This is a genomic window from Enterobacter sp. K16B (genome assembly GCF_020216105.1).
Taxonomy (GTDB): Bacteria; Pseudomonadota; Gammaproteobacteria; order Enterobacterales; family Enterobacteriaceae; genus Enterobacter; species Enterobacter sichuanensis.
The window spans coordinates 168206-187455 of sequence record NZ_JAIWJZ010000011.1; the positions used below are offsets into that span (position 1 = coordinate 168206).

The window sequence follows — 19250 nt, forward strand, 5'->3', positions numbered from 1 at the left end:
ATCCTGCATGACAATTCTATGACACGTCGTTACGTCCTGTGACGGTTTAGCTGCGCGGATGCCTTAACAGCTTCTTTACGTACTGATGAAGCATCTCTGCATCCTCAACCGGCACCTGCGATTCAGGCCTGACGCTCTCCAGCGCACCTTCCACGCTCTCAATCAACGCCTGTTGCTCGCTTTTCGCCATCTGTCGCAGCAGCGCGGTAACCACAATTTCCAGCGCTTCGACCTGGGCGACCAGCTCTTTTGATTCCTCTTCCTTTTGTGCAAGCTTGACCAGCAATTCCGCAATCAGATTTTTCATCGTGCTATTTCCTTATCAGTTTTGTCTGAAGTTAGCATTCTGAATCGGTTATGCAAAGAGAAGATATTTATTATGGTATGCAAAAGTGATGTGGGCATAAAAATAAATGCCCATCACGACCAGCGAAACGTTTTTCTATTAAAAAGCGATACGGTTATCTCGCCGATTTCGCCTCCGCCATTTGTCTGCGGCGGCGCAGCGCAATTGCCAGCTGGATAATATTGATTAAAACAACCATCGCCGTGGCAGCAAATACCCAACGAAAACCCGCCATCGCCGAAACGGATGCGCCAATAAGCGGACCGGCAACATTCCCCAGATACATAAATGACTGGTTATATCCAAAAATACGCCCGGTCACCTGGTCGCTGGAATATTTGACCAGCAAGGTCTGTACCGCAGGCAACATGGCACCATCGGCAAAGCCGAGCAGAAAACGCAGGACGCCCAGCTGCAGCGGAGAGGTGACAAACGACATGGCGAAAAAGAGCACCACCGCAAAGCAAAGCGTCGCCATCAGAATGCGCGCGGTGCCGATCCGGTCACCCAGTTTTCCAAGACGCGGCGCGGAAATCAGCGCCGATACCCCCGGCACGGCGGCAATCATCCCGCTGAGAAACGCAATATTGTTGCTGTCTGGCTCCATCGATTTAATAAACAGCGCCAGAATCGGCCCCACCGAACCGTTACAGAGCTGGATAACCATGGTGGTCACAAACAGGCTGATCATCAACCCCGGATAAGGCAGCGAGGCGAACACGGCCTTACCGCTCAGGCGTTCAGACTTGCTGATAACCGGGCGGCCGCCCTCTTTGATAAGAAAGAGCGTCACCAGAAAACTGATCACCAGCAGAACCGCAGTGATGATAAATACCGCGCGCAGCCCGACATGGTCCGCCAGAAAGCCTCCCAGCAGCGGGCCACCGATAACGCCGCTTATCTGCGCTGTGGAGAGCGTACTCAGCGCCCAGCCGCTCCGCTCACGCGGTACCTGAGAGGCGACCAGCGCCATGGCATTGGGAATATACCCGGAAGTCAGTCCCATCACCGCCCGCAGGATGAACAGCTGCCAGACGTTGGTGGCAAAGGCCTGCAGCAGAATGGCGATCGCCATCCCGAGCGAAGCGCGCAGCAGCATCAGCTTCCGGCCCTTCCGGTCGGCCAGGCTGCCCCACATCGGCGACACAATCGCGGACACCAGAAACGTGACGCTGAAGGTCAAACCGGACCACATGGAAAGCGCTTCATGCGAGGTTACCCCCAGCTGTGAAACGTACAGTGGCAGGAACGGCAAGATCTGGCTGATGGCAAGCCCGGTAAAGAAGCAACCGAACCAGACCGAGATGAGATTAACTTTCCAGGATTCCATAAAGAAACAGTCTTCATTTTTAGGCGAATTCGCCGACAGATTAGCAAGTTACGCGTGTTGACGTCGCACCAGAGATGCGGCCCGACAGACTTTGGTGTTTTATCTTCCCAGTCATCATATTTGTGAAATAAGTCACAATTCATCCATTTTCTGACGGAATATTATGCTTCAGCGGCAGAGCCCGAAGCCGCGCATCCCCAGATGAAAGTGGTTGGCATGCGCCGCGTTATACTCCGGCCCCAGGCCGTTCCCGTAATAGCCGCAGCTCGCCGCCAGCATGGCCTTAAGCCATGGTTGCGTTTTTGCTCCTTTCCAGCCGTTCAGCACCGTGACGCGCTCTCCGTTTGCCAGCCGAAAAGCGGCGATATCCAGCGCCTCCGCCGTGGCATGTTCACTGCGTCGCGCGTCGGGGCGGTGATAAATATTGCGGCAGGCAAAGCTGCCGAGGTGATCGATGCGCGTCAGCTCACTGCCCATAAAGCGTTTTGTCAGTGGCCGGGCCTGCTGGTGGATATAGAGCGCTGAGCCGAGCGCCAGCGGACAGCTGGCAAGGAAACTGCTGTTCAGGCTGACCGGGCCGAAATCGCGCACGCGCACGACGTTGTTAAGCGGGCACGCTCCGCCGCTGTCCGCCACCGGCTGGGAGCGGATTAGCGCGCGTTGGTTAGCCTGGGACAGCAGACTCGTGCACGCCTCGGGGGTTAAACGCCGCAGCTTATACTGGGTGATTCGGCCGGGTGGGTCGTCAAGCGTCAGCGGTATGAAAGGGTTGTAGTAAGGCGGCAACCAGTGGTAACCCACCGTTGCGACTGCGATAAGAATCAAAACGGTCAGCAGCGTTTTTCCTTTCACTCGCCCCCCTCAACATTCCCCAAAACATTATGGCAGAAGGTCGCGAAACCCGCCGGGCATCGTGGTATGTTATTGGCTTTTCGTCAGACTGGAAGAGAGTGAGATGGCTAAGCAGCGCGTAGGTATTGTCTTTGGGGGAAAATCAGCGGAGCACGAAGTGTCATTGCAATCGGCCAAAAATATCGTCGATGCGATCGATAAAAGCCGTTTCGACGTGGTGCTGCTGGGCATTGATAAACAGGGCCAGTGGCACGTTAACGATGCCAGCCAGTATCTGCTTAATGCCCACGATCCGGCACATATCGCCCTTAATCGTTCGGAAATTAGCGTCGCCACCGTACCCGGCGTCGTGAAGGGGCAGCTCATCGACGCAGGTAACGCACAGGCTCTCGCCCAGATTGATGTTGTTTTCCCAATCGTTCATGGCACCCTGGGCGAAGATGGTTCTCTGCAGGGAATGCTGCGCATGGCCAACCTGCCGTTCGTCGGCTCGGATGTTCTCGGTTCCGCCGCCTGCATGGACAAAGACGTCACCAAACGCCTGCTGCGCGATGCCGGGCTGAATATTGCGCCGTTCGTCACCCTGACCCGCGCCAACCGCGACAAACACAGCTTCGCGCAGATTAGCGAACAGTTGGGTCTGCCGCTGTTTGTGAAGCCGGCCAACCAGGGCTCTTCCGTGGGCGTCAGCAAAGTGACAAACGAGGCACAGTTCACCGAGGCCGTCCGTCTGGCATTTGAGTTCGACCATAAAGTGGTGATTGAGCAGGGCATCAAAGGCCGCGAAATTGAATGCGCCGTTCTGGGCAACGATTTTCCGCAGGCGAGCACCTGCGGTGAAGTGGTTTTAAATAGCGATTTCTACTCGTACGACACCAAATACATTGATGATAAAGGCGCCCAGGTGGTTGTGCCTGCGGCTATCGATCCGGACATCAACGATAAGATCCGGGCGATCGCCATTCGCGCCTATCAGACGCTCGGCTGCTGCGGCATGGCGCGCGTGGATGTGTTCCTGACGCCGGAAAACGAGGTGGTGATCAATGAAATCAACACGCTGCCGGGCTTCACTAACATCAGCATGTATCCGAAACTGTGGCAGGCCAGCGGCCTGAGCTACTCAGACCTGATCACCCGCCTGATTGAACTGGCGCTGGAGCGTCACGCCGCCGACAGCGCGCTGAAAAGTTCCGTAAACGGTTAATCGGCTCTCTTCGCCGTTTCCGTCTCATCCGCTGTCGTCTCTTCAGGACGACGGCGGATAATCAACCCCGCCAGCCAGAAACTGATGACCCAGGTCACCAACCCAACAGCATAGGTTTGCCACCCTTTTGCCTCAAATCCCAGCAGGCCCACGACACCGTTAAGAATAAAGATGAGCCCGATAGCAAAGGCGTAGTAGTGCCAGTCTCGGCGTAGTTTGGACGTGAGCTTCATAACAACTCCGGCAGGAAAAAAAGACATCCTCTCACAGTTTTACGGTCAGGTCTGTGGCAGATGCGGAAAATCTGAAACGCGACGCAATTTCACTTAAGTGACAAAATTGTGATGTGCTGCAGAAATCGACAATCCAGGAGAATTCCGGCAGGGAAATTACCACGATTCTGATATTGACAAATGCGATGACCTGTCAAACTCACCCCGTAAGAGGCTTATTGAAACAGAGTGATATTTTCGGGAGGTCATATGGCTGACTTTACATTGTCGAAACCGATTTTTGGCGGCAAACCAAAAACCTCCACGGCGGGTAATATCGCTTATGCCCTGTTTGTCCTGTTCTGCTTCTGGGCCGGCTCGCAGCTGCTCAATATGCTGGTCCATGCGCCAGGCGTTTACGAACACCTGATGCAGGTCCAGGACAACGGACGCCCGCGGGTTGAGATTGGATTGGGTGTCAGCACCCTGTTCGGTCTGATCCCCTTCCTCGCGGGGTGTATGATTCTCGGCGTGGTGGCGTTAGTTCTGCGCTTTCGCCGTCGCCATTAAAGGCCCATACAGCGAGCCCGGCGGTCATCCACGCGTTTTGCGAACCATGCGGTGGTCAGGTTACGCGTGATTTTCGGGCTTTCAAGCTGGATCCCCGGCAGGATAGCCCTCGGTAGCGTTTTCCCGCTTTTCTTCTCTGCCAGCGCAAACACCTTTCTGTACAGATCCGTTTTCTCAAATGCCAGGCTGTCGCCTTTCTCAAGCTGACGGCGGATGTCGCTGTTGCTCATGCCAAGGGTTGTCGATAATTTCCGTGCTGCCAGTTCGGTACTTCCCGCCTCGCTGCTTCCGTAAGCGATGAGATCGCCATCCAGCGCCAGCTTCACGCCGCTTGCGCGGCTGACCGCACTCTGAAATGCCGCATTACGGCTGGCATACCAGCCCGCGTTAAAGTCGGCAAAGCGGTACAGCGGCTCATCGTAGTTCGCCGGGTAGTTCAGCAGATGATATGTGCCAAACCACAGTCCACCGCGCAGGGAGAAGACCTCCTGGCGCACCGTACCGTCGATTTTCCACGGGTAGCCGTCAGTATGCTTCTCTGCGAACGCAATACTCACCTGCATCGGGCCGCCGGTATGCACCGGGTTAAGTGAGCCAAACAGCTTCTGCCCCATCGGCACCATGTTGATGAAATCATTGAAAATGGCGCTGAGCTGTTTTTCGGTTTTCACCGTATCCAGCCGGTCACTGTAGCTTTTTCCGTTCGGCGAGGTGATTTTAAGCGCGGTGTGCACGAGAAATACCGGGATATGCATGGATTCCGCGCGACGGTCGATCTCTTTCCAGGCAATTTTGTTCAGACCCGGCACAACCGGGTCTGACTGGTACATCGACTCCTGCTGCGCCACCGCCAGCACCGAGCAGATATTCTCCTCAGTGGGGGCAATCTTTTGGCTCTCAAAGGTTTTTGCCAGAGCATCTGCCCAGGCGTTGCGATCCTTCACGCTGGCGGGCATTTTCTGCCGTACCACGCTTGCCACATCGACGGGCTTCTCCCCTTTTTTCAGCGGAGCGGCCCCTTTTTCGGCACAGCCCGCCAGGACGAGGGCGGCCAGTAAAGACAACGGTAACGCGCGCGGTACGGCAAAAGACATAGCAACTCCCTGTATTAGCTAAACGTATTGGTCACTTCCTGCAGGTCACGATCGTCCAGCTCGCGTTCAAAGCTGCGCAGACGTTTGTAGATGGACATCAACTCCACCAGCGTGGTCCAGGAGCTGATCAGGTACTGGAACGACCCGCGAACCTGACCGAAAACATTGGTGATCTGCGTCATCAGACCGAGGGTAATCGTACCCGCAACAATCGACGGAAACAGCAGGAACAAACCGAAAACGTTATCCACCTGCAGGTACAAAATACGCGCAATGTTGAAATACATATAGTGGAAGTAGAGACGGAAATAGTTACGACGCACGGCACCAAACAGCTCGCGGACGGTCGGCGGCGAGGCGCGGCTGGCATCGTCTTCACCGTAAACCAGCTCTTTACGGTATGCGGCTTCGACGCGTTGATTTTTAAACTCCAGTCCCGGCAGTTTGATCCCCACCACCGCCAGCAGACCCGTTCCCATCAGCGACCAGACAATCGCGGCAATCACCAGACCATACGGAAGATGACCAACAATCGGCAGATCCGGCACGTGCGCCGAGAGCGTAACCAGCACGGGCAGAAAAGCAATCAGCGTCATGATGGCATTGATAAAGCTGACACCCATGTCTTCAAGGGTGGAGGCGAAACGCATGGTGTCTTCCTGCACACGCTGCGCGGCGCCTTCGATATGGCGCAGGTGCTGCCAGTGCGCCATATAATGTTCGTTCATCGCGGTACGCCAGCGGAAAACGTAGTGGCTGACGAAAAAGTTGTTCATCACGCCAATGACCACCGCAATAAGAGCGATACCGAGGAAGATCCCCACTTCATGGTAGAACTGGTTGATGGTCACCTTATGCGGTGAACTCAGGGCAGTCTGGATCAGATCGTAGAACGGCGCATACCAGGCGTTCACCGCCACGCCCACTTCCACGAGGAACCAGGTCACAAAGATAATCAGCGATGTGCCGAGAATTGACCAGTACTGCCAGCGGTGCGGAGAATAAACAAACCAGAACAGCGCAAACAGCCCCACGCAAACCATGTAATAGGCGTAAAACAGCAGGTAGCTCAGCGACCAGAAGCGCGCGGCGCTAATCGGGACTTCGCCCGTCGCGCCGGTAATGCGAGCCAGCCACGCGCCGCCGCCCGCCTGCCAGAAAATGACAGCGATCAGTGCCCAAATAAATGCCGACAGGAAAAAAGGCCCCGGCTTTGGGAAAAAAGACTTAAACATAATGCTTCCTTCTTGTTGTTATGGCTGTTGCTGTGTACAACACATCACCACACGAAAATCTGCCTGAGCCAGTCTCCCGACTCAGGCAAAAAGGTCAGACCCAGGGGTTGATAATTAGTTCGCTTTCCAGTTTTCGAGAATTGTTTCGGTGCGTTTCACCGCGAGAGGATTCGCCGGTGCAATGAAGTTGCGCCAGACGTCGTTGTGGTGGTTGATCAGGATCTGTGCTTCTGCAGCCGGGCGGTTGGATGTGGTATGGGCATCCTCTGCGACGGTGATGTGATACCCGCGACTGACGCCGTTCTTGATTGTCGCGTCAACACAATAATCCGTGGCGCAGCCGCAGATCACAAACTCGCGAATGCCCTGCTCACGCAGCAGCGTCTCAAGCCCGGTGTTGTAGAAGGCGTCACAGGCGGTCTTCGTCACGTAAAACGCGCCGGCTGGCTGGTCCAGCTCGGGAAGCAGGGCAAACCCTTCGCTCCCCTCCTCCAGCCCACCCTCTTCCGTGTGCTGAATAAAGATGACGGTATCGGCCGCCTGCGTAAGCTGGTTGATACGCGAAACACATTTTTCTCGCTGAAGACGAGGGGTCTCAAATACCCCTTGCTGCATATCGACAACCATCACCACACGCTTCTCAGACATACCGTTCTCCGTAAAATTAAGTGACACTGGTGCCTATCATAAGCCCGATGTCACAAAATGGGAGATGGCTCCTGAGTAAATTGTTTATATTTACCCATGGTTACGTTTTTCTCGCTATGTTATGTAATTCGGGGCATTGCGCGACACCGATTAGTAGTATAAATACCCATTACTTTCCTCATTCACTTCATGGATGCTCTTCGTTGAAACGTTGTCTGCTCTTTTTTGCCGCGCTGTGTGCGGTGAGCTTTTCTACCGCCCAGGCAGCCCAACCGCTGACGGCGCCGGTTTTAGCTTCTGATATTGCCGATCGCTACGCGAATCTAATCTATTACGGCAGCGGCGCGACCGGGATGGCGTTGGTCGTGATCGACGGCAACCAGCGAGTGTTCCGCAGCTTTGGCGAAACGCGCCCGGGTAATAACGTTCGCCCGCAGCTGGATTCCGTTATCCGCATCGCGTCCTTAACCAAGCTGATGACCAGCGAAATGCTGGTGAAACTCCTCGACCAGGGCGTGGTGAAGCTCGACGACCCGCTCAGCAAATATGCGCCCCCGGGCGCGCGGGTACCGACGTATCAGGGGACACCGATCCGGCTGGTGAACCTTGCCACCCATACCAGTGCCCTGCCGCGTGAGCAGCCAGGCGGCGCGGCGCATCGTGACGTCTTTGTCTGGCCTACGCGTGACCAGCGCTGGAGTTACCTGAGTACCGCCACGCTGAAGGTGGCGCCGGGTTCGCAGGCCTCTTATTCGAATCTGGCGTTTGACCTGCTGGCGGATGCCCTCTCAACGGCGGCCGGCAAACCCTACCCTCAGCTGTTTGAAGAGCAGATCACCCGTCCGCTGGGGATGAAAGACACCACCTTTACCCCTTCCCCGGATCAGTGCCGTCGTCTGATGGTGGCCGAGAAAGGCGCAAGCCCCTGTAATAACACGCTGGCGGCCGTAGGCAGCGGTGGGGTGTATTCCACCCCTGGTGATATGATGCGCTGGATGCAGCAGTTCCTCTCCTCGGATTTCTACACTCGCAACAGCCAGGCCGACCGGATGCAGACCCTGATTTATCAGCGCACGCAACTGAACCGCGTCATCGGGATGGACGTGCCGGGTAAAGCCGATGCCCTCGGCCTGGGCTGGGTCTATATGGCGCCGAAAAATGGCCGTCCGGGTATTATCCAAAAAACGGGCGGCGGCGGGGGCTTCATTACCTATATGGCAATGATCCCACAGTCAAACGTAGGGGCGTTCGTGGTGGTCACCCGCTCACCGCATACGCGTTTCGTCAATATGAGTGACGGTATTAATAATTTAGTGGCTGAACTGAGCGCCAATAAAGCCCAGGTGCTCACCGCGTCGAACTGATCTTAATACTCCATGGGCAAGCGGTTGATGCTAACCAGCTTGCCCCGGCTCATGTTGATATAGTTTCCTTGCCGAAGCGCGGCGAGAACCTCTGCCACCACCGAGCGCGAAATTCGGGTGCTTTGTTGAATATGATTCATTACACCAATTTTTGAGCGCAGCGTTTCATCCCACTCGGCCATATTCAGCAGCATGGCGCGGATCTGGTGGTAGGAATTATTTCCCACCAGTTGCATATCGCGTTTCGCAAGAAGGTAATTTATCCACGATAACCAACTGAAGGCCTCTTTCCAGAGCGCATTCTGTTGTATGAGTTGCCGGGTGGTGTCAGTCGATAAATAAAATCCCGTGCAGGGTGTTTTGGCGACCACGTTGTATTTCTGGCAATGTTTAATCATCACGCTGGACAGGCCCAAAATAAATGGCGCTTTTGCGATACCCACCAGCAATTCATCAGAATGACGATAAATATCCATTATACCGGTTTGTAATACGATCGTGCGGGGCTCATTACACTCACCGGATAGAATGAATTGTTGTGGCGCAGATTGAAAAGGGGTACTGGCTGCTATCAGACACTGTTCGAGCCGGCTTAATTCAGCAAGTGGTTTCGCATTAACGTTCATGCAGACCTCAAGACATCCGTATTTGTCGGTTCAATATTATTTTTTATTTTTATCGATAAAAAAGCGGGGGATAATTTCCCCCGCTGGCAGACATTACCAGGTATATTTCACGCCCACATTGGCGCCCCAGTTCTGGTCAACGTCGCCGCCGCCCAGATAAGTGGCATCCGTGTAAGCACTGAAGTTCTTCGTAAAGCTGAACTGTGTCCCCAGTCCCACGCGCACAGCGGAACCTTCTACGCCGTTATCGATGCTGTCACCGTTAATATCAGCATTGTTATCAGCGTCATCATAGACATAAGCCAGTTTGAAGTAAGGCGTCAGAGCCTGGTCACCGCCGTAGTTGAAGGTGTAACCCGCATCAATGCCGAGTTCATAACGCAGGCTATCGTAAGATTGCCCGTCAACGCGCATGTCGTTACTCAGACGGTAATCATCACCCGACTGGAACAGGCCCGAGACGGCAGCGTATGGTGTCACGTAGCCAGACAGGTTGGGTTTCCAGTCATAGCCCAGTTTCATTCCAAAGCCGACCGCATCTGTCGTGGTATTACCGTCCACGTACTGACCGTTGCTCATAGTTGCGGAAAGATCATTATTGAAACGGGTATAGCTCAGGGAGCTGTCGAGGAACACATCGTTCGCAAACTTCGCTGAGGCATAGATCATCGCCGTCTGGCTATCCTGATCAACCTGACCGGTACGATCGCTGATATCCCCTTTCGCGAACCCTGCCGCGCCACCGACGATCCACTTCGCGTTATTACCGTCGATCTGCGTATCCAGACCCACCATAATGCCGCTGACGTCCTGATCGTAGCGGATAACGCCGTTGTCACCGTCGACGTTGCCGCCAAAGTAGCTCACCCACGCCCCACCGTTATCCGCCAGGCCGTGACGGCTGTTGGTCAGACGCGTCCCTACGGTATCCTGCTGCAGGTTCCAGATGTTGGTATTAGCAGAAGGAATGCTCAGCGCCATATTGGCGTAGTCGGTCAGCTCTTTCTGCTGCAGAACGACGGTATCCCCCTGCTGCTTCGCCTGGTAGGTATAAGCGCCTAAATCGGCTTTGTTGGCGGCAGTGAAGCTGGCTGCCGTATCCGCGTTATTGTCATAGACACGAACGATCTCTCGGTTTTTGTAATCGGCAACGGAACCGGCCCCCGTCGCATCGTCGATACGCACCTTGTAGTTGCCTGCGACATCACCGTTCACCGCCAGATGGCCGTCAGAATTCAGCGCCACAACACCATAGTCGTACTCGGCTTTGTGCGTATCGTTAGTGATATAGCGTGCGTTGTTCAGATCGCTGTTCAGCACGTAATCACGGCTGGCTACGTTCAGCACACCGCCATCGGTCAGTACCATATTGTGCGTATCAACCTGACCCAGTCCCAGTGCCAGCTCAGCACCGTTATCGACGGTGATGGTGTTAGCATACAGCTCCGCCGTTTCTTCCGTCAGTGCCGCACGGCTATAGCTGTCCAGATACAGATGGTCGGTCGCCACGCCACCGCTGTCGCCCACGTTCAATGATGAGGCATTGGTCAGGGTGATGGTATCCGCCAGCAGGCCAGAGTTTTCAACATTCACCTGCGACTGGTGGTTTACCTTCAACGTATCGATATTCGACTGCTTACGGGTATCCCACTCAGAGCCGTTATCCAGCGTGACGTTAAACAGACCGCTCTGATAAACATCCTCCCCGGCAACGTGACCGTTGCTGTCGTAGGTGGAATCCGGCCAGATACTGTTCGGAGAGAGCGCTCGCCAGTCAACGTTGCTGTATCCCTGGCCATACATTTGTGACGTACCGATGGCCTCAACGCTGGACTGCGCAGCACCCACCCATTTGCTGCCGTTGGTCAGCGTGACATCCAGTTTATCGGTGCCATCCCAGCCGTTGGTGGTTGGGTTATACACGCCGTCTGCGGTGGTATCGGTTGCCGGATCCCCATTCTCGTAGAAGTTATTGTCGAAGGTGCTGGAGAAGAGAATATCGCCCGTCACGGTGGAGTGATCAAACGTCGCGGTCGTTTGCATCGCGTTGTCAGACGCACCGGCAGCAACGATCAGCGCCGCGTCGTCTGCCGCGGTTGCATTATTTTCACCATAATCACTCGGCTTCGCCGTCTGGCCGTAGAATCCGCTGGTGCCCAGATCGCTATAGGCGCCAGATGTCAGAACAGAGTCTTTTACCACCAGGGTATTGGTGAAAACATGGCTATTATTCGCCACGCCTTCAACGCCGTCATACGGGGTGTTATCCGGTTGTTGATAACCCTGCGTCAGCGTAATACCGGCAACGTGAGAGTTATTCTGGATAACAATATCCGATTCCACATCCAGGGTAATCGCATTGCCCAGCCCGTAGGTATCCAGTGAGTGGGTATCGGTGTTATCGCCGTTTACAACATCGTAAGCATAATGCTCATAGGCGTCGTTAATGGTGGAGTGATCAACCGTCAGGCTAAAACGATCGTATTGCGTATGGGTTGTACCATCCGGATCCACACCATTATCACAGGTTGTGGTCATACACTTCGAGGTAATCATGCCATTAATGGTGCTGTTGGAAATGCTCAACGCATTTGCCCGACCATTAATACCATCGTCCAGATAATACGTTGAAATAACGCCATTCACGGTGGATTTATTAATCACCGGATAAATATCACCGTCATGACTGTCACCGGCGTAATCCCAGTCAGCATACCCATAATACCAGGGTGTCGTCACGGTATTATCATATCCAAAAGTATTATATGTCGTGCCGGAAATATCTTTCGCATTGGCCTGAGAAGCGATAGCCAGGGTACAGGCTAATGCAAGTTGAGATACAACCAGTTTCTTTTTCCATGTTTGCATTGGGTCATCCCTCCTCAGGGACGTAAGCAAGTTTGTCCATCAAATCATTTGGCAATATTTTATTGCGCAGCGAATTATGCATTTTCATTTCGAAAAGGTTCAATGAATGATTCAATTAAGTCCGGATACAGACAAACAGCATCAAAAACGCGTAAACAAACACGACAAAACAGTCACCTGGGAAATAAACACCCTAAGCACAGGGAATATTTTAAAGAATAAGAAATCATTATTTATGATATATTTATTTCAATACAGAAATTTCACCAATACTTCACGCCGTTAAAAACCGCGCTTTTCGCGTTATATAAAGTTATCGCCTGAAACATCGCAGAACGCATTTCGCATTAACAAAAAGCCCACTTTCGTAAAACCACAGCCGCCACTTTGATGTACACTAGCCCTCTTTGTTCCACAAACATCAGGCATACCATGACCGATTTAATTGCACGCCCCCGCCGCCTGCGCAAGTCACCTGCACTGCGCGCCATGTTTGAAGAGACAACCCTGACCTTAAACGATCTGGTGTTGCCGATTTTTGTCGAAGAAGAGATTGATGACTACAAGGCCATCGAAGCCATGCCTGGCGTGATGCGCATTCCTGAGAAACATCTGGCGCGTGAGATCGAACGCATCGCCAACGCGGGGATCCGCTCGGTGATGACCTTCGGCATCTCCCACCATACCGACGCGACCGGCAGCGACGCGTGGAAAGAGGATGGCCTCGTCGCCCGCATGTCGCGTATCTGCAAAGAGACCGTGCCGGAAATGGTGGTGATGTCCGACACCTGCTTCTGCGAATATACCTCGCACGGCCACTGCGGCGTGCTGTGCGATCATGGCGTAGATAACGATGCCACCCTGTTGAACCTGGGCAAGCAGGCTGTCGTCGCGGCCGCTGCAGGAGCCGATTTCATCGCCCCTTCTGCCGCGATGGACGGACAGGTACAGGCAATTCGCCAGGCTCTGGATGCGGCGGGCTTTACCGACACCGCCATCATGTCCTACTCCACCAAATTTGCCTCTTCCTTCTACGGCCCGTTCCGTGAAGCTGCCGGTACCGCGCTGAAGGGCGATCGTAAAACCTATCAGATGAACCCGCTGAACCGTCGGGAAGCGATCCGCGAATCCCTGCTTGATGAAGCCCAGGGTGCTGATTGCCTGATGGTGAAACCGGCTGGCGCGTATCTGGATATTCTGCGCGACATCCGCGAGCGTACCGAGCTGCCGCTGGGCGCTTACCAGGTCAGCGGTGAGTATGCGATGATCAAGTTCGCTGCGCTGGCGGGTGCAATTGACGAAGAGAAAGTGATCCTGGAAAGCCTGGGGGCGATCAAACGCGCGGGTGCGGATCTGATCTTCAGCTACTTCGCACTGGATCTGGCCGAGAAAAAAATCCTCCGCTAATCTTCACCAAACTGCAATACAACCGACATCTCCTCCTTCTACTGTCTGGGCAAGACGGCAGGAGGAGTGACCATGTTTAGCCTCGATAGCGTTCTCGACGATCTTTGGCCTCAGGCGAGGCTTGCACCCTGGCAAAAAAGTCTGTTAAAAAGACTGTTTTACGAAGACGAATTTCAGCAGTTTGCCGCCGCCCACCGCCACCTGAAAGGGCTGGATATGGTGGAGCAGGTTCTGGAACACCTTGATATCGTCTGCACCATTTCCGCCCGCGACCTCGAACAAATCCCCGAACATGGCCCGCTGGTCATTATTGCCAACCACCCGACAGGGACGCTGGACGGGCTGGCGTTGCTGTATGCCGTTTCCCGCGTGCGGCGCGACGTTAAAGTCGTCACTAACCGGATGCTGACCCACCTTGAGCCCCTCAGCTCGCTGTTTATCCCGGTAGACAATATGGGCGGCAGGACGGCGAAAACATCTCTGGTGCAGATGGAACAGCATCTGCAAAATGCGGGCGTGCTGATCTTCTTCCCGGCGGGCGAAGTCTCTCGCCCCACGCGCAAAGGCATTCGCGATAAAAAATGGCACCCAGGATTTATTAAACTCGCCGGCAAGCTGCGCGTCCCGCTGCTTCCGGTACATATTCAGGCCCACAACAGCCTGCTCTTTTATGCCAGCACGCTGCTCTCCCCAACGCTGTCGATGCTGCTGCTGATGCAACAGATGTTTCGCCGCCGTCACAGCCAGCTGCCGATAAAAATCGGCCAGCAGATTGCGTGGCATCACTGGCATAGCGCCACCCTTTCGTCGCGTGAGATGGCCGAGCAGTGTCGTCAGCACGTGATGCGTCTTGGCAAGGGAGTGCCTGGCATCTTTAAAACCCAGTGTGCCATTGCCCGTCCGGAAGATCGTGCCACCCTGAAACGCGCGCTGGCGCAGGCCGAATGTCTGGGCAAAACCAGTGACGGTAAAACCATCTATCTTTGGCAGCGCAACGGTCAGGAAGATGCCCCGCTCTTGCGCGAACTGGGCCGTCTGCGCGAGATTGCTTTTCGCGCGGTGGAAGAAGGGAGCGGTAAACGTCGGGACACTGACCGTTACGATGATGATTATCTGCACCTGATCCTCTGGGATGATGAGGATCTGGAGATCGTCGGCGCATATCGCTTTATGCCGACCGCCAGCCAGGTTGAACGTCGCGGTCTGGAAGGGTTGTACAGCTACAGCCTGTTCCACTACGACGATAAAATGCAGGACGTGCTGGAACACGGCATTGAGCTGGGGCGCAGCTTTATTCAGCCGCGCTACTGGGGTCGCCGCGGCCTGGATTATTTATGGTCCGGCATTGGGGCTTACCTGGCGCGCTATCCGCACTATCGCTACCTGTTTGGCCCGGTCTCCATTTCCGGCGGCTTACCGCCTGCCGCACGGGATCTGCTGGTGGCCTTTTACCGCCTGTGGTTCCCGGCGACGCATCCGCTCGCCGCGTCACGTCAGCCTTACCCGGCCTCCCTGCCGGACGTTCTGGCGCAGTTTGGCGGCGTGGATTACGTGGACGATCTGACGAAGCTGAAATCCCTGCTCGGCAATCTTGGCTGCGGTATTCCGCCACTCTACAAGCAGTATTCCGAGCTTTGCGAACCCGGCGGCGTGCAGTTTATTGATTTTGGCAGCGACCCGTCGTTCAACGACTGCGTCGATGGGCTGGTGCTGGTGGATTTGTGTTATCTCAAGGCGAACCGTTATCAGCGGTATATTGAGGCGCATTTAATACCCTCACCCCAGCCCTCTCACTAAAAGGGAGAGGGTGAAAACCGCACATGGCAGTCCCCTCTCCCCTTTGGGGAGAGGGTTAGGGTGAGGGGATCAAGATGCACGGTAAAACGGTTTATCCCCTAAAATCGTCGCCCGCTGCATAATCCGCCGCTGGGGCAGATAGTCTGCATTGGCATAGTGCTGCGTCACGCGGTTATCCCAGATTGCCAGATCGTTCTCCTGCCAGCGCCAGCGCACCTGGAACTCCGGTTTGGTGATATGCGCGAACAGGAAGCTTAACAGCGCCTCACTCTCTTTTTCCGTCACGTCCACAATGCGCGTCGTGAACCCTTCGTTCACAAACAGCGCCTGCTTGCCCGTGACCGGATGGGTGCGCACCACCGGGTGCAGCAGCGGTGGATGTTTCGCAACCGCCTCCAGCCAGCGCTGATGCTCCGCCTCGGTTTTCCGGTACTTGTATTCCGGGAACGACTTTTTGAAGTCATGCTCCGCCCGCAGGCCGCTCAGCAACGTCCGGAACGGTGCCGACAGCGCCTCATAAGCCGCGATACCGCTGGTCCACAGCGTATCGCCTCCCGTTTCCGGCAGCTGCTTCGCCGCCAGAATCGCCCCGGCCGGTGGCGTCTCGATAAAGGTCACATCGGTATGCCAGTTATCGTTATCCGGCGGGTTATCGTTGTGGGTATCCAGGACGATAATCTCCTCTACCCCTTCGGCATGCGGATAAACCGGATGAATATGCAGATCGCCAAAGCGCAGGGCCAGCGCACGCTGCTGCTGCGGGGTGATCGCCTGCTCACGCAGGAATACGACCTGATGGCGCAGCACCGCATGGTACAACTGCTCGAACTGGTTATCGCTCAGGGGACGGGTTACATCCAGGCCCGACACCTGCGCGCCAATAAACGGCCCCAGTGGGGTAATGGTCAGACGTTCACTCATTGTATTTCTCCATGCCAGGGCGTCAGACGGCGCTGTAACGCGCGCAGCCCCAGTTCTAATCCGAAGGCGATCACGGCGATCACCGCGATCCCTGCCAGCACCACGTCAGTCGCCAGAAACTCTCCCGCCGACTGCACCATAAACCCTAATCCCCGCGTGGCGGCGATCAGCTCAGCCGCCACCAGCGTTGACCAGCCCACGCCAAGTCCAATGCGTAACCCGGTTAAAATCTCAGGCAGCGCGCCCGGTAAAATCACGAACAGCAGCACCTGCGTTCGGCTGGCGCCCAGCGACTGCGCCGCGCGGATCCTTACCTGCTGGGCGCTTTTCACCCCCGCCAGAGCGGACATGGCAACCGGGGCAAAAATCGCCAGATAGATCAGCAGGATCTTTGACGTTTCACCAATACCAAACCAGATCACCATCAGCGGCAGATACGCCAGCGGCGGCACCGGGCGGTAAAGCTCAATCAGCGGGTCAAGAATGCCGCGCACCGTCGGGCTTAACCCCATCGCGATGCCGACCGGAATACCCAGCACCACCGCCGCCAGCAGCGCCACCAGAATACGCGTCAGGCTTGCACCGAGATGCTGCCAGAGCGTGGCATCCATAAAGCCCTGCGGCCCGGCGATGGTAATCAGTTTGGCCAGCACCTGTCCCGGCGGCGGCAGGAACAGCGGGCTGACCCACGCCTGCGCGGCAACCAGCCACCACACCGCGAGTAACGCCAGCAACGTCCCCACGCTGAGCGTGATCTGGCGGGAGAACGGCCAGCGTAAGCTGAGGCGCGTGCGGCGCGTTTTTTCACTGAAGACAATGCTCATGAGAAAGCCTCCCGTTCGTCAAACACGCGGCTTAAGACGTATTCACGCTGTTCAATAAACAGCGGATCGGATTTGATGCTGCGCACGGGTTCCCCCGCAACGTAGCGGCGGGCAAAATCCAGCGGTAAGCGCTCCCGCACGCGACCCGGCCCCGGTGATAGCAGCACCAGTTCGGTGGCCATAAATACCGCCTCTTCAATATCATGGGTGATCAGCAGCACCTGCTTGCCCGTTTCATGCCACAGGCGTAAAAGCAGGGTTTGCATCTGCTCCCGGGTGAACGCATCCAGCGCGCCGAACGGTTCATCCAGCAGTAACAGCTGCGGGTTGGCCGCCAGCGCGCGGGCAATGCCGACCCGCTGGCGCTGGCCGCCGGAAAGCTGCCAGATAAACCGCTTTTCGGCCCCTTCGAGCCCCACTTTTTTCAGCATCTCCCGCGCGATGGCCAGCCTTTTTTCACGACTGACGCCCGCAAGCTGCAGCCCAAATGCCACGTTTTCCTGCACGTTGCGCCAGGGGAGCAGCCCTTCGTTCTGAAAGACCACGCCGCGCTCGGCACCCGGGCCCTCCACCCTTTTGCCTTCCAGTTGAATGGTGCCATGCTGATACGGTACAAACCCGGCGATCAGATTCAGCAGCGTGGTTTTCCCGCACCCGGACGGACCCAGCACCACCAGCAACTCCCCGCTGTCCAGCGTCAGGTTGATCTCTTCTAACGCGGGTTTACCACCGTAATCGGCAGACAGATTTGTAATATTCAGCATGGCGGACTCCTTATTTCACAAAGCGGTCGGTCACGTACTGGCTGTAATCCGTCGCCACAGCAGGCACTTTGCCCTGCTCTTTCAGGAAGGTGGCCGTATCCACAATCGCTTTGTTTACCGGCCCGGTCAGCTGTTGTACCTGCTGCGCGGGGGTCAGATAGGTATTACCCTTCACCAGCCCCGGCACGTCCGCTTCCGGCACGCCGCTCAGGCGGGAGAGTTTTTCCAGGTTGGCGGGCTGCTTCAGCCACTCATCCGGGTTGCTGATGTAGGGCTGCTGGGCGTCAATGGCGCTTTTGGCAAAGGCCTTCACCACCTCAGGATGCTTCTCAGCGAAGTCTTTACGCACGACCCATACGTCGAGGGTTGGCGCGCCCCACTGGCCCACTTTTTCGGAGTCGGTCAGCACGGTGCCCTCTTTTTCCAGCTCGTTCACGGCCGGTGCCCAGACGTAAGCCCCGTCAATATCGCCGCGCTGCCAGGCCGCGATAATGGCCGGCGGCTGCAGGTTGATAATTTGTACCTGACCCGGTTTGATGCCCCAGTGTTTGAGCGCCGCCAGCAGGCTGTAGTGAGTGGTGGAGATAAACGGCACGGCGATACGCTTGCCGATCAGATCTTCCGGTTTGGTGATGTTTTTCTTCACCACCAGCGCTTCGGAGTTACCGAGCTGTGACGCCAGCAGGAACACCTCAATCGGTACCTGCTGGCTGGCCGCGACCGCCAGCGGGCTGGATCCGATATTGCCGATCTGCACATCGCCGGACGCCAGCGCGCGCACCACGGCCGCCCCGCTGTCGAACTTACGCCAGTCAACTTTTGCGCCGCTCTCTTTGGCAAAGGTGTTATCCGCCTGCGCGACTTTCGCCGGTTCCGCAGAGGTTTGATACGCGACGGTGACGTCCACCGCCTGCGCCTGAAATGCCCACAGCGCCAGGGCGCCGAGTAGTGTGATTCGCGATGAAATTGCCATAATGCCTGCTCCCCTTGTTGTTATGAGGGCAGTATTTCCGGCGGAGGAATTTTGATAAAGGAATTAAAATGAATCGCTAATAACCATTCGTTTTTAGATAAAAAGCGGGAAAGGATAGTGAATTTTGTGCGGTGTTTTTTCTCTCTCCCTGTGGGCTGAGGGATCCTCAGTAATTTTTTTACCGAAAGCGACGAAGGTTGTTTCAGGAAAATGAA

18 protein-coding genes are annotated in these 19250 nt (G+C 55.6%); 5 read left to right on the top strand and 13 right to left on the bottom strand.

The genetic code is table 11. The features are described from left to right. Positions 1 to 46: 46 nt before the first annotated feature. From iraP to LDK53_RS03340, 3 genes are all read right to left on the bottom strand, one after another. Entirely contained in the window at positions 47 to 307 is a 261-nt protein-coding gene (gene iraP, locus LDK53_RS03330) for an anti-adapter protein IraP (RefSeq protein WP_045285202.1), read from the bottom strand. Positions 308 to 461: 154 nt separating this feature from the next. Next, complete coding sequence (locus tag LDK53_RS03335) at positions 462 to 1676, bottom strand: multidrug efflux MFS transporter (protein WP_225284294.1); 1215 nt, start codon at positions 1674 to 1676, stop codon at positions 462 to 464. A 168-nt stretch (positions 1677 to 1844) separates the two neighbouring features. Further along, complete coding sequence (locus LDK53_RS03340; RefSeq protein ID WP_225284296.1) at positions 1845 to 2528, bottom strand: extensin family protein; 684 nt, start codon at positions 2526 to 2528, stop codon at positions 1845 to 1847. A 103-nt stretch (positions 2529 to 2631) separates the two neighbouring features. Between LDK53_RS03340 and ddlA the strand changes: the two genes are divergently transcribed. Further along, positions 2632 to 3732 carry a D-alanine--D-alanine ligase gene (gene ddlA, locus LDK53_RS03345; protein ID WP_225284312.1) on the top strand — a complete coding sequence of 367 codons (1101 nt, stop codon included), beginning with the start codon at positions 2632 to 2634 and terminating at the stop codon, positions 3730 to 3732. Here the strand turns inward: ddlA and LDK53_RS03350 are convergent. Continuing rightward, on the bottom strand, positions 3729 to 3965 hold the full coding sequence (locus LDK53_RS03350; protein WP_025756225.1) for a DUF2754 family protein: 237 nt from the start codon (positions 3963 to 3965) through the stop codon (positions 3729 to 3731). The genes ddlA and LDK53_RS03350 overlap by 4 nt on opposite strands. Positions 3966 to 4214: 249 nt before the next feature. Here LDK53_RS03350 and LDK53_RS03355 point away from each other — a divergent pair, with 249 nt between their 5' ends. Beyond that, positions 4215 to 4514 (top strand): DUF2755 family protein, encoded by a 300-nt coding sequence (locus LDK53_RS03355; RefSeq protein WP_025756226.1) that lies wholly within the window; start codon positions 4215 to 4217, stop codon positions 4512 to 4514. Here the strand turns inward: LDK53_RS03355 and LDK53_RS03360 are convergent. The 3 genes from LDK53_RS03360 to LDK53_RS03370 all read right to left on the bottom strand — a co-directional run bounded on the left by LDK53_RS03360 (position 4511) and on the right by LDK53_RS03370 (position 7491). Beyond that, positions 4511 to 5608, bottom strand: a complete 1098-nt coding sequence (locus LDK53_RS03360) for a DUF1615 domain-containing protein (protein ID WP_225284314.1) — start codon at positions 5606 to 5608, stop codon at positions 4511 to 4513. The genes LDK53_RS03355 and LDK53_RS03360 overlap by 4 nt on opposite strands. Before the next feature lie 14 nt (positions 5609 to 5622). Continuing rightward, a complete protein-coding gene (gene sbmA, locus LDK53_RS03365; RefSeq protein ID WP_059385573.1) occupies positions 5623 to 6843 on the bottom strand; it encodes a peptide antibiotic transporter SbmA in 1221 nt (406 codons plus the stop codon). Positions 6844 to 6957: 114 nt separating this feature from the next. Continuing rightward, positions 6958 to 7491: a cysteine hydrolase family protein gene (locus LDK53_RS03370; RefSeq protein ID WP_025756229.1), complete on the bottom strand. Its 534-nt coding sequence runs from the start codon at positions 7489 to 7491 to the stop codon at positions 6958 to 6960. A 203-nt stretch (positions 7492 to 7694) separates the two neighbouring features. On the opposite strand from LDK53_RS03370, the gene ampH reads away from it, so the two are divergent. Then, positions 7695 to 8855: a D-alanyl-D-alanine-carboxypeptidase/endopeptidase AmpH gene (gene ampH / locus LDK53_RS03375; RefSeq protein WP_045285196.1), complete on the top strand. Its 1161-nt coding sequence runs from the start codon at positions 7695 to 7697 to the stop codon at positions 8853 to 8855. Between the two features lie 2 nt (positions 8856 to 8857). On the opposite strand, the gene LDK53_RS03380 is transcribed toward ampH, so the two are convergent. After that, positions 8858 to 9481: a helix-turn-helix domain-containing protein gene (locus LDK53_RS03380; protein ID WP_045285195.1), complete on the bottom strand. Its 624-nt coding sequence runs from the start codon at positions 9479 to 9481 to the stop codon at positions 8858 to 8860. Between the two features lie 93 nt (positions 9482 to 9574). Further along, the gene (locus LDK53_RS03385) at positions 9575 to 12349 is read right to left on the bottom strand and encodes an autotransporter outer membrane beta-barrel domain-containing protein (RefSeq protein ID WP_225284316.1); all 2775 of its coding nucleotides are present in this window, start codon (positions 12347 to 12349) and stop codon (positions 9575 to 9577) included. A gap of 432 nt (positions 12350 to 12781) precedes the next feature. Here LDK53_RS03385 and hemB point away from each other — a divergent pair, with 432 nt between their 5' ends. After that, a complete protein-coding gene (gene hemB, locus LDK53_RS03390) occupies positions 12782 to 13756 on the top strand; it encodes a porphobilinogen synthase (RefSeq protein WP_025756233.1) in 975 nt (324 codons plus the stop codon). 72 nt (positions 13757 to 13828) lie between these two features. Next, positions 13829 to 15553, top strand: coding sequence for a lysophospholipid acyltransferase family protein (locus tag LDK53_RS03395; RefSeq protein ID WP_225284326.1), 1725 nt, complete (start codon positions 13829 to 13831; stop codon positions 15551 to 15553). Between the two features lie 69 nt (positions 15554 to 15622). On the opposite strand, the gene tauD is transcribed toward LDK53_RS03395, so the two are convergent. Genes tauD through tauA form a run of 4 tightly spaced genes read right to left on the bottom strand, consistent with a single transcriptional unit; the run spans position 15623 to position 19035 of the window. Continuing rightward, a complete protein-coding gene (gene tauD, locus LDK53_RS03400; RefSeq protein ID WP_095441177.1) occupies positions 15623 to 16474 on the bottom strand; it encodes a taurine dioxygenase in 852 nt (283 codons plus the stop codon). Then, positions 16471 to 17298 (bottom strand): taurine ABC transporter permease TauC, encoded by an 828-nt coding sequence (gene tauC, locus LDK53_RS03405; RefSeq protein WP_047957848.1) that lies wholly within the window; start codon positions 17296 to 17298, stop codon positions 16471 to 16473. Before tauC ends, tauD begins: the two co-directional genes overlap by 4 nt. Continuing rightward, positions 17295 to 18062 carry a taurine ABC transporter ATP-binding subunit gene (gene tauB / locus LDK53_RS03410; RefSeq protein ID WP_225284328.1) on the bottom strand — a complete coding sequence of 256 codons (768 nt, stop codon included), beginning with the start codon at positions 18060 to 18062 and terminating at the stop codon, positions 17295 to 17297. The genes tauC and tauB overlap by 4 nt, the downstream gene beginning before the upstream one ends. 10 nt (positions 18063 to 18072) lie before the next feature. Beyond that, the gene (tauA, locus tag LDK53_RS03415; protein ID WP_025756238.1) at positions 18073 to 19035 is read right to left on the bottom strand and encodes a taurine ABC transporter substrate-binding protein; all 963 of its coding nucleotides are present in this window, start codon (positions 19033 to 19035) and stop codon (positions 18073 to 18075) included. Positions 19036 to 19250: the final 215 nt, after the last annotated feature.

Excerpts from the sequence above, each read along its gene's own strand:
- iraP (WP_045285202.1), bottom strand. The coding sequence starts at position 307 with ATGAAAAATCTGATTGCGGAATTGCTGGTCAAGCTTGCACAAAAGGAA.
- LDK53_RS03335 (WP_225284294.1), bottom strand. The coding sequence starts at position 1,676 with ATGGAATCCTGGAAAGTTAATCTCATCTCGGTCTGGTTCGGTTGCTTC.
- ddlA (WP_225284312.1), top strand. The coding sequence starts at position 2,632 with ATGGCTAAGCAGCGCGTAGGTATTGTCTTTGGGGGAAAATCAGCGGAG.
- LDK53_RS03350 (WP_025756225.1), bottom strand. The coding sequence starts at position 3,965 with ATGAAGCTCACGTCCAAACTACGCCGAGACTGGCACTACTACGCCTTT.
- LDK53_RS03355 (WP_025756226.1), top strand. The coding sequence starts at position 4,215 with ATGGCTGACTTTACATTGTCGAAACCGATTTTTGGCGGCAAACCAAAA.
- LDK53_RS03360 (WP_225284314.1), bottom strand. The coding sequence starts at position 5,608 with ATGTCTTTTGCCGTACCGCGCGCGTTACCGTTGTCTTTACTGGCCGCC.
- sbmA (WP_059385573.1), bottom strand. The coding sequence starts at position 6,843 with ATGTTTAAGTCTTTTTTCCCAAAGCCGGGGCCTTTTTTCCTGTCGGCA.
- LDK53_RS03370 (WP_025756229.1), bottom strand. The coding sequence starts at position 7,491 with ATGTCTGAGAAGCGTGTGGTGATGGTTGTCGATATGCAGCAAGGGGTA.
- LDK53_RS03380 (WP_045285195.1), bottom strand. The coding sequence starts at position 9,481 with ATGAACGTTAATGCGAAACCACTTGCTGAATTAAGCCGGCTCGAACAG.
- LDK53_RS03385 (WP_225284316.1), bottom strand. The coding sequence starts at position 12,349 with ATGCAAACATGGAAAAAGAAACTGGTTGTATCTCAACTTGCATTAGCC.
- hemB (WP_025756233.1), top strand. The coding sequence starts at position 12,782 with ATGACCGATTTAATTGCACGCCCCCGCCGCCTGCGCAAGTCACCTGCA.
- LDK53_RS03395 (WP_225284326.1), top strand. The coding sequence starts at position 13,829 with ATGTTTAGCCTCGATAGCGTTCTCGACGATCTTTGGCCTCAGGCGAGG.
- tauD (WP_095441177.1), bottom strand. The coding sequence starts at position 16,474 with ATGAGTGAACGTCTGACCATTACCCCACTGGGGCCGTTTATTGGCGCG.
- tauC (WP_047957848.1), bottom strand. The coding sequence starts at position 17,298 with ATGAGCATTGTCTTCAGTGAAAAAACGCGCCGCACGCGCCTCAGCTTA.
- tauB (WP_225284328.1), bottom strand. The coding sequence starts at position 18,062 with ATGCTGAATATTACAAATCTGTCTGCCGATTACGGTGGTAAACCCGCG.
- tauA (WP_025756238.1), bottom strand. The coding sequence starts at position 19,035 with ATGGCAATTTCATCGCGAATCACACTACTCGGCGCCCTGGCGCTGTGG.